Consider the following 6,891-nt stretch of genomic DNA (forward strand, 5'->3'; position numbering starts at 1 on the left):
CGAGCGGGTGGCGGGCGGCGGTGGGGAGGTCGGTGAGGGCGGTGATCTGGCCGGCGATGCGGCGCAGGTCGGCGGCGTTGCGGCGGGCCCATTCGGCTTGGGCGCGGTCGGCGGCGCGGCGTTCGCGGGTGGCCTGGACGCGTTGTTCGCCGGTGGTTCCGGCGGGGCCGGGCCGGCCTCGCAGGTAGCGGCGTTCGGCGGCCTGGCGGCTGGCGACGCCGAGGGGGTGGGCGAGGTCGGCCCAGCTGGCTCCCGCGTGCCGGGCCGTTTCGATCAGGCCGGTCTCCCATCCGGCGAGCTGCTCGCGGACCTGCCGCAGCAGCAGCAGGGAGGCCAGGGCCTGCTCCGCGCCGGGGCCGGCGGCGGGGGTGTCGGAGGTCTCCTGCAGGGCGTCGTGCAGGGCGTCGTCTATGGCGTGCAGGGCCGCAGCGGCGGCGAGGAACGAGGCCGGGCTTCGGCCGTCGGCGCTGGACGGGGCCGGCTGGTCGGCTGCTGTCACGGGCACCTCCCTCGGTCTTGTCATCGACTGGACGACACCGTTCTTGTCATCCATTGGATGACATGTTACAACGGTTTCAGTGAAGCGCATTGGCAGCAACTGCCCGAACCTGCTGGAGGTGTTTTCACGATGTTGATGCGCACTGACCCTTTCCGTGAGCTGGACCGGCTGGCTCAGCAGCTGATGGGCCCGGGCACCTGGTCGCGGCCGTCCCCGATGCCGATGGACGCCTACCGCGAGGGCGACCGGTACGTGGTGGCCTTCGACATCCCCGGCGTCAGCGCGGACGCGATCGACATCGACGTCGAGCGGAACATGCTGACCGTCAAGGCCGAGCGCCGGCCCGTGGCGAAGGCCGACGACGTGCAGATGGAACTGTCGGAGCGGCCGCTGGGCGTCTTCTCCCGCCAGATCGTGCTGGCCGACACGCTGGACACCGAGCACATCGAGGCCGACTACGACGCCGGGGTGCTCACCCTGCGGATCCCGATCGCGGAACGCGCCAAGCCCCGCAAGATCGCCATCGGCGGCGGATCCGGCCGCAGGGAGATCTCCGGCTGACCCAAGGGCGACAAGAGCCGAACAGCGGCGGAGGACGGGTCACTGATCTCCCCCCTCTCCCGTCCTCCGCACCTTCGACCGAAGAGCGGCGGTGACCCTGCGACGCGAGGCGTTCCTCGACCGGGTGAAGGAACGCGGTGAGTACGACAGCCTGCCGGAAGCAGAACGCGCGGCCCGTGTGGTGCTCGCCCTGCTGGGGGCGCACCTGGTCGGCGAGGTGCGCGCCCAGCTCGCGGCGCGCCTGCCGGAAGACTTCGCCCTGATCCTCCTCAACCCGCTGCAGAGCGCCGAGCCGCTGCCACCGGAGCGGTTCGTTCGGGCGACGGCGGCCTGGATCGAGGGGGCCACCGAGCAGACCGCGGCCTGGGACGTCAGCGCCGTCCTCAGCACCGCCGCCGAGGCGGCCGGTGACGACCTGCTGGGGCAGATCCTGCTCCAGCTCCCCGCGGGCTACGACCTCCTCTTCGGACACCCCCAGCCCGCCTGATCACCCACCCGCTCACTCACCCGGTGACCACCATCCCGGCGACAGAAAGGCAACCACAGCAAGTGTTCCCCGACCCGCGCGTCCCACTGCAGCCTGCGCCCGCGATGTCGTACGAGCAGATGCTGGAGAAGGTCCGCTACGAAGGCGCCTACCCCACCCGCGAGCGGGCCGAGGAGGCCATCCGTCTGGTCCTCGCAGGACTGGGGCGCCAGCTGACGGGCGACGAGCGCGTCGAGCTGGCCGCCCGTCTCCCCTTCGAAGCCGCACGCCTCCTCACCGCTCAGATCCCCGAAACCCAGCCCATGACCGGCTGGGCCTTCGTCAAGGACCTCGCCGCCCGCGCCGAAACCTCCCTGGCCACCACCCGCTGGGACACCGGAGCCGTCTTCGCCGCCGTCGCTGCCCTGGCCGGCCCCGACCTCCTCACCCGCATCCTGCGCCAGCTCCCTTCCGGGTTCGCGCTGCTGTTCGGCCGCGCCGAACTCACCCCCGCCGCCTGAGCGCGCCGTGTCCATCCGGCGCCGGGCGCGTTGGTCACGGTGACGCGTACACGGGTTGCAAAGACCCCACGGGACTCGTGCCGCGGGCGCTGGGGCCGCAGATACCCGTTCCCCCTTCCTGGCCGTCCATCGAAGCCCTGGTCCGCCCGGTACCAGGGCTTCGTGGTGCCGTGACGGGCTGCCGGGCCGGCGGCAGCCCAGGAGCGCGGCGCCCGCACGGCGCGGTCAGCAACCAGGCCAGGGATGACGGCGGGCAAGGATTGCCCACTCCTCATCCGGCCGGCCCGGTACGAAACGGCCGTCCGTCTCCCACCGCAGGGCGAGTTCGGTGAAGGTCGGCCTTCAACACGCTGAACTTGACAGGGAACGCACCGGGTCCAACGACACCACCCACGCGATCCACGAATCACAGATCCTGCGCATCGAGGGCGTCCACGAAGCCCACCCACGCGCGACCTCGTCCTCCCTGGGTGCCGGACGGCCGACGACGGGCCAGCGGCTCTTCGTCCTTCGCGGCCTGTTGCCTGACGACGCCGGCCACCGCCTGCCGCACCCGGCGCCGCAGACGCCGGGAGCCGAGGGCGGGCAGTGAGACGTCGACTTGCTCGTCCGCCACGAGGGCGCCGTCGGCGTCCGCCTGCCAGCGGATGCCCCTGGCGGTGCGGCGGCGCAGATCCTCCGGCAGGCCGGGGGCGAGGTCCCGGGCTTTCTCGGAGGGCAGGCCCGGGTCGGCGACCAGGACGAGCCGCAGGTTCCTGCGACGAGCGAGTCGAAGGCAGGCCATTGGAGCGGCAGGTCAATGAACGTCAGCTTTCGGTGCTGCAGTGGGTGGAGGCAGGATGCCCGGCCGGCGTATGGGAGTCCAGCTCCTACAAGACCAGCTGCGCGCCGCACGCAGGCGAAGGGCGCCGACATCGGCACCTCTCGGCACCCCAACCAGTATCCATAACCCCAGGTCAACGTACTCGTCCGCGCGGCTTAAGGGGCACTAGCGGGAGTTCGGGAGCCAGCAGTGGCGCGCCGCCGTATCCCTTAACCTCACCGAACCGAGCTCCCTCCGTCCACGCCTTCCGAGCCTCATCGATTTCCTGATGGGAACGCCCGATGAAGTTCCACCACAACAACATCGCTGAGCCTGCCACCCACCGTGAGCCACCGCAGGTTTGGGCGCGCCCCAGCACCCAAGAGACCAGGCACTCGCCTCCGACCAGCCTCAGGTCATTGGTCTGACCATGAGCGGCCCTCTCTTCGGGCTGTCGATCTTGATGCCAACTATCCCTCTTTTGTGTCAACTGAAATTCTTCGTCACACCCGGTCAACGCCGTACGCGTGGCATCCCGAGCCCGATCCAGGAGATGATCTCGCGCTGGATCTCGTTGTTGCCGCCGCCGAAGGTGAAGATCACGGCGGAGCGGTAGCCGCGCTCCAGCTCGCCGTGGAGGACCGCGCCTGCCGATCCCTCCTTGAGCGGTCCGGCGGCGCCGACGACCTCCATCAGCCAGGCGTAGGCGTCGCGGCGCGCCTCGGAACCGTAGACCTTGACGGCGGAGGCGTCCTGCGGGGTGAGGGTGCCCTCCTGGACGGCGTTCACCATCTGCCAGTTGAGCAGCTTCATCGCATCGAGCTTGGTGTGGGTGCGGGCGAGCCGGCCGCGTACCCAGCCGAGGTCGATGACGCGGCGCCCGTCGGAGAGCTTGGTCCCGGCGGCCCAGCGCTGGACGTTGTGGAGGGCGCGGATGGCCATGGTGCCGTGCGCGGCGAGGGTGACTCGCTCGTGGTTGAGCTGGTTGGTGATCAGCCGCCAGCCCTTGTTCTCCTCGCCGACACGGCGGGAGGCGGGGACGCGGATGTTCTCGTAGTAGCTGGCGGTGGTGTCGTGGGAGGCGAGGGTGTTGATGACCGTGCAGGAGTAGCCCGGGTCGGAGGTCGGCACGAGCAGCATGGTGATGCCCTTGTGCGGAGGGGCGTCAGGGTCGGTGCGGACGGCGAGCCACACCCAGTCGGCGGTGTCGCCGTTGGTCGTCCAGATCTTCTGGCCGTTGACGACATATTCGTCGCCTTCGCGCACGGCACGGGTCCTGAGTGCGGCGAGGTCGGTGCCGGCGTCCGGCTCGCTGTAGCCGATCGCGAAGTCGATCTCACCGGAGAGGATCTTCGGCAGGAAGTACGCCTTCTGCTCGTCGGTGCCGTACTGCATGATCGTCGGGCCGACGGTGTTGAGCGCCATCAGCGGCAGCGGCACGCCGGCCTGGGCGGCCTCGTCGAAGAAGATGAACTGCTCCATGGGGCTCAGTCCGCGGCCGCCGTACTCCTTGGGCCAGCCGACGCCGAGCCAGCCGTCGGTGCCGAGCCGGCGGATCGTATCCCGGTAGAAGCGCTTCTGGGCGGCAGGGTCGGCGTAGCGGGCGTAGGCGTTGTCCGGTACGAGTCCGTCGAAGTACGCACGCAGCTCGGCGCGCAACTGCTGCTGTTCCGGCGTGTATTCGAGGTGCACGGCTCCTCCAGGCGTCTCACGCTTCCGCTCCCTGCGGCGGCACAGAGTAGAACGTGTTACAAGAACCTGGAAGAGGCGCGGCGCCGGACGGGCGGTCCTCCTCGGCCGGTATCGCGATCTTGCCCTCCGCGCTCCCGGATCGCTCGCCGTCGTGTCGTCGGTCGTGCCGCACGCTCGCAGGCGGCGTGTCGGGGCCCTGTCGGGGCCGTGTCGGTGACGGCTGGGACGGTCGGGTTCTCAGCCCCCTCTCTTCTTGGAGTCCTGATGCAGCACCCACTTCCGGTCCGGTTCATCCAGGTCGCGGGCGTACGCCGGGTCACCCCGCACATGGCGCGCATCACCTTCGGCGGCCCGGACCTCGCGGGCTTCACCCTGGAGGCGCCCGACCAGCAGGTGAAGCTGTACTTCCCACGGCCCGGGCAGCGGGTGCCGCGGCTGCCCGCGCCGGACGCGGGCGCGGCCGGCGATGTGATGCGCTGGTACGCGGCCTATAACGAGATCCCGTCGGACGAACGGCCGTGGATGCGCAGCTACACGGTCCGGGCGTGCGACACCCGGCAAGGGACGATCGACATCGACTTCGTGCTGCACAGCGACGCGGGGCCCGCGACACGCTGGGCCGAGTCCGCCCGCCTCGGCGACACGCTCGGCATGTTCGGCCCTACCGCCTACTTCGCCAAGCCCGTCGGGCTCGGCACGACGGACTGGGTGCTGCTGGCCGGCGACGAGGCGGCGCTGCCTGCGATCGGGACCCTGCTGGAGTGGCTGCCGGCGGGCACCCGCGCCCTTGTGTACGCGGAGGTGGCCGACGCGTCCGAGGAGCAGCGTTTCGCGACGGAGGGCGACGTGACCGTCAACTGGCTCCACCGGGGCGGACGTCCTGCCGGAACCGGCGGATCGCTGGTCGAGGCGGTCCGCGCGGCTCAGTTTCCTCCGGGGTCGGTGTACGCGTGGCTGGGTGGCGAGGCCGGCGCGGTCCGCGCCCTGCGCCGCCACCTCGTCGACGAGCGGGGCCTCGACAAGCGGTCGGTCGACTTCGCGGGGTACTGGCGGCTGCGGCTGAGCCAGGACGACGCTCCGACCGAGGACGACCTCGCGGAGGCGAGGGAGCGGATGACGGACGCGGGTGCGTAAGGACTGTCCGGGCGAATCCTGTCGGGAACGCGACGCTGTCCCAGAGCTTCGCCCGGGCAGCCGTTGTGCTGTTGCAGTCCGGCCCGCGAGGCGGGCCCCGCCCCGGTACGTCTCGTGCGGGGTGCCGCCCGCCAGGTTCGCGGTGCTCGCCGCTCTCCCGCCGCTCTCCTGCCGCTCTCGCGTCGTTCTGACGGTACTCGCCGTGGGTTACCGTGCTTGCGGTACTTGCGGTACTTGGCGTCACACGGCTGCAGCCGCTTCCGCGACCGTGAGGCCGCTGCCCTCCGCGTACGTGCGTGCATACGTCACCGGCTCCAGCACCGCGCGCAGCTCCTCCTCGGCCCGCCGCCGGAGCTCCCCTTCGGCGGTGGACGGGAACGGCCGGAAGCCGGAGAAGCCGCCGGGCGACGCGGCATGGTGCTCGTCGTAGGCGCCGAGAAGCCTGGCGCCGTCCTCGGCCTGTCCGAGGTGGGCCTTGGCCCAGGCGGCGACCAGGAACTGATCGACGATCAGCCCGGGCGCCACCAGATAGGCCAGGCTCTCCAGCTCGTCGACGGCCTGCCGGATGTGGTTCCGGGCGGGCCCGTAGGCTCCGTCGAGGCAATCCAGCCAGGCCCGCATCCCGGCCACCATGCCGGTGAACAGGCCGGGCGTGCCGGCCGGGAACTCCTCGGCGGCGCGCCGCAGTTCTTCGCGGGCCGCGCCGGTCCGTCCGGTACGGCCGTAGCGCCGGGCGAGCAACAGCCCGGCGGTGCTCATCGGCTGTCCGGCAAGCGACCGCGACTCCTCGACGGCGTCCCGCAGGAGCCGCTCGGCGGCCTCCTCGGCGGCCCGGTCCCCGCCGGCCTCCAGCCGTACGGCAGCGAGGCGGGCCTTGAACACGGGCACCTGGGTGTGTGCACCGATCCGCACGGACGTCTCCATGGCCCGCGCGTAGTCCTCGGCCGCCTCCTCGAACGCCCCGCGCCGTTCGTACGCCTCGCCCCGCGCGGACAGCGACTCGGCGATCCCCCACGGGTCACCGGCCTTCTCGAACGCCGCGAGGGCCTCGTCGGCGTCCTCGGGGCCGCCGTCGTCGACCAGCTTCGCGCGCATCAGCAGGGCGAGCCCGAGGTCCCAGCCGTCGTGACCGTGCCGGCGGCAGCCGTCGACGAGCGCGTCGACGCTCTCGCGGAGCCCGCTGAACTCGCCCGTCATCAGCCGCGCGAAGTACCAC

Annotated in this window: 7 protein-coding genes and 2 pseudogenes; 4 read left to right on the forward strand and 5 right to left on the reverse strand. The window is 71.3% G+C overall.

Annotated elements, in window-relative coordinates; all coding sequences use genetic code 11:
* A partial coding sequence (locus tag ACWGI8_RS36190) for a type III effector protein (RefSeq protein ID WP_453667607.1) occupies positions 1–499 on the reverse strand: 499 nt, incomplete at its 3' end.
* Positions 500–628: 129 nt separating this feature from the next.
* Here ACWGI8_RS36190 and ACWGI8_RS36195 point away from each other — a divergent pair.
* The 3 genes from ACWGI8_RS36195 (at position 629) to ACWGI8_RS36205 (ending at position 2,047) form a co-directional block, all read left to right on the forward strand.
* Entirely contained in the window at positions 629–1,060 is a 432-nt protein-coding gene (locus ACWGI8_RS36195; RefSeq protein WP_190174808.1) for an Hsp20/alpha crystallin family protein, read from the forward strand.
* Between the two features lie 91 nt (positions 1,061–1,151).
* On the forward strand, positions 1,152–1,547 hold the full coding sequence (locus tag ACWGI8_RS36200; RefSeq protein WP_453667609.1) for a DUF2267 domain-containing protein: 396 nt from the start codon (positions 1,152–1,154) through the stop codon (positions 1,545–1,547).
* A gap of 62 nt (positions 1,548–1,609) precedes the next feature.
* Positions 1,610–2,047, forward strand: a complete 438-nt coding sequence (locus tag ACWGI8_RS36205; RefSeq protein ID WP_453667615.1) for a DUF2267 domain-containing protein — start codon at positions 1,610–1,612, stop codon at positions 2,045–2,047.
* Between the two features lie 406 nt (positions 2,048–2,453).
* Here the strand turns inward: ACWGI8_RS36205 and ACWGI8_RS36210 are convergent, their stop codons facing one another.
* The 3 genes and pseudogenes from ACWGI8_RS36210 to ACWGI8_RS36220 form a co-directional block, all read right to left on the reverse strand.
* A complete protein-coding gene (locus ACWGI8_RS36210) occupies positions 2,454–2,831 on the reverse strand; it encodes a hypothetical protein (protein ID WP_453667611.1) in 378 nt (125 codons plus the stop codon).
* Positions 2,832–3,003: 172 nt separating this feature from the next.
* Positions 3,004–3,168: pseudogene (locus tag ACWGI8_RS36215) on the reverse strand (pirin family protein); the annotation flags it as partial.
* Positions 3,169–3,362: 194 nt separating this feature from the next.
* The gene (locus ACWGI8_RS36220; protein ID WP_453667613.1) at positions 3,363–4,541 is read right to left on the reverse strand and encodes an acyl-CoA dehydrogenase family protein; all 1,179 of its coding nucleotides are present in this window, start codon (positions 4,539–4,541) and stop codon (positions 3,363–3,365) included.
* A gap of 264 nt (positions 4,542–4,805) precedes the next feature.
* Here ACWGI8_RS36220 and ACWGI8_RS36225 point away from each other — a divergent pair, with 264 nt between their 5' ends.
* The gene (locus tag ACWGI8_RS36225; protein ID WP_453667614.1) at positions 4,806–5,675 is read left to right on the forward strand and encodes a siderophore-interacting protein; all 870 of its coding nucleotides are present in this window, start codon (positions 4,806–4,808) and stop codon (positions 5,673–5,675) included.
* A 240-nt stretch (positions 5,676–5,915) separates the two neighbouring features.
* Here the strand turns inward: ACWGI8_RS36225 and ACWGI8_RS36230 are convergent.
* Positions 5,916–6,891: pseudogene (locus ACWGI8_RS36230) on the reverse strand (AfsR family transcriptional regulator); the annotation flags it as partial.

The organism is Streptomyces sp. NPDC054841, assembly GCF_053611045.1.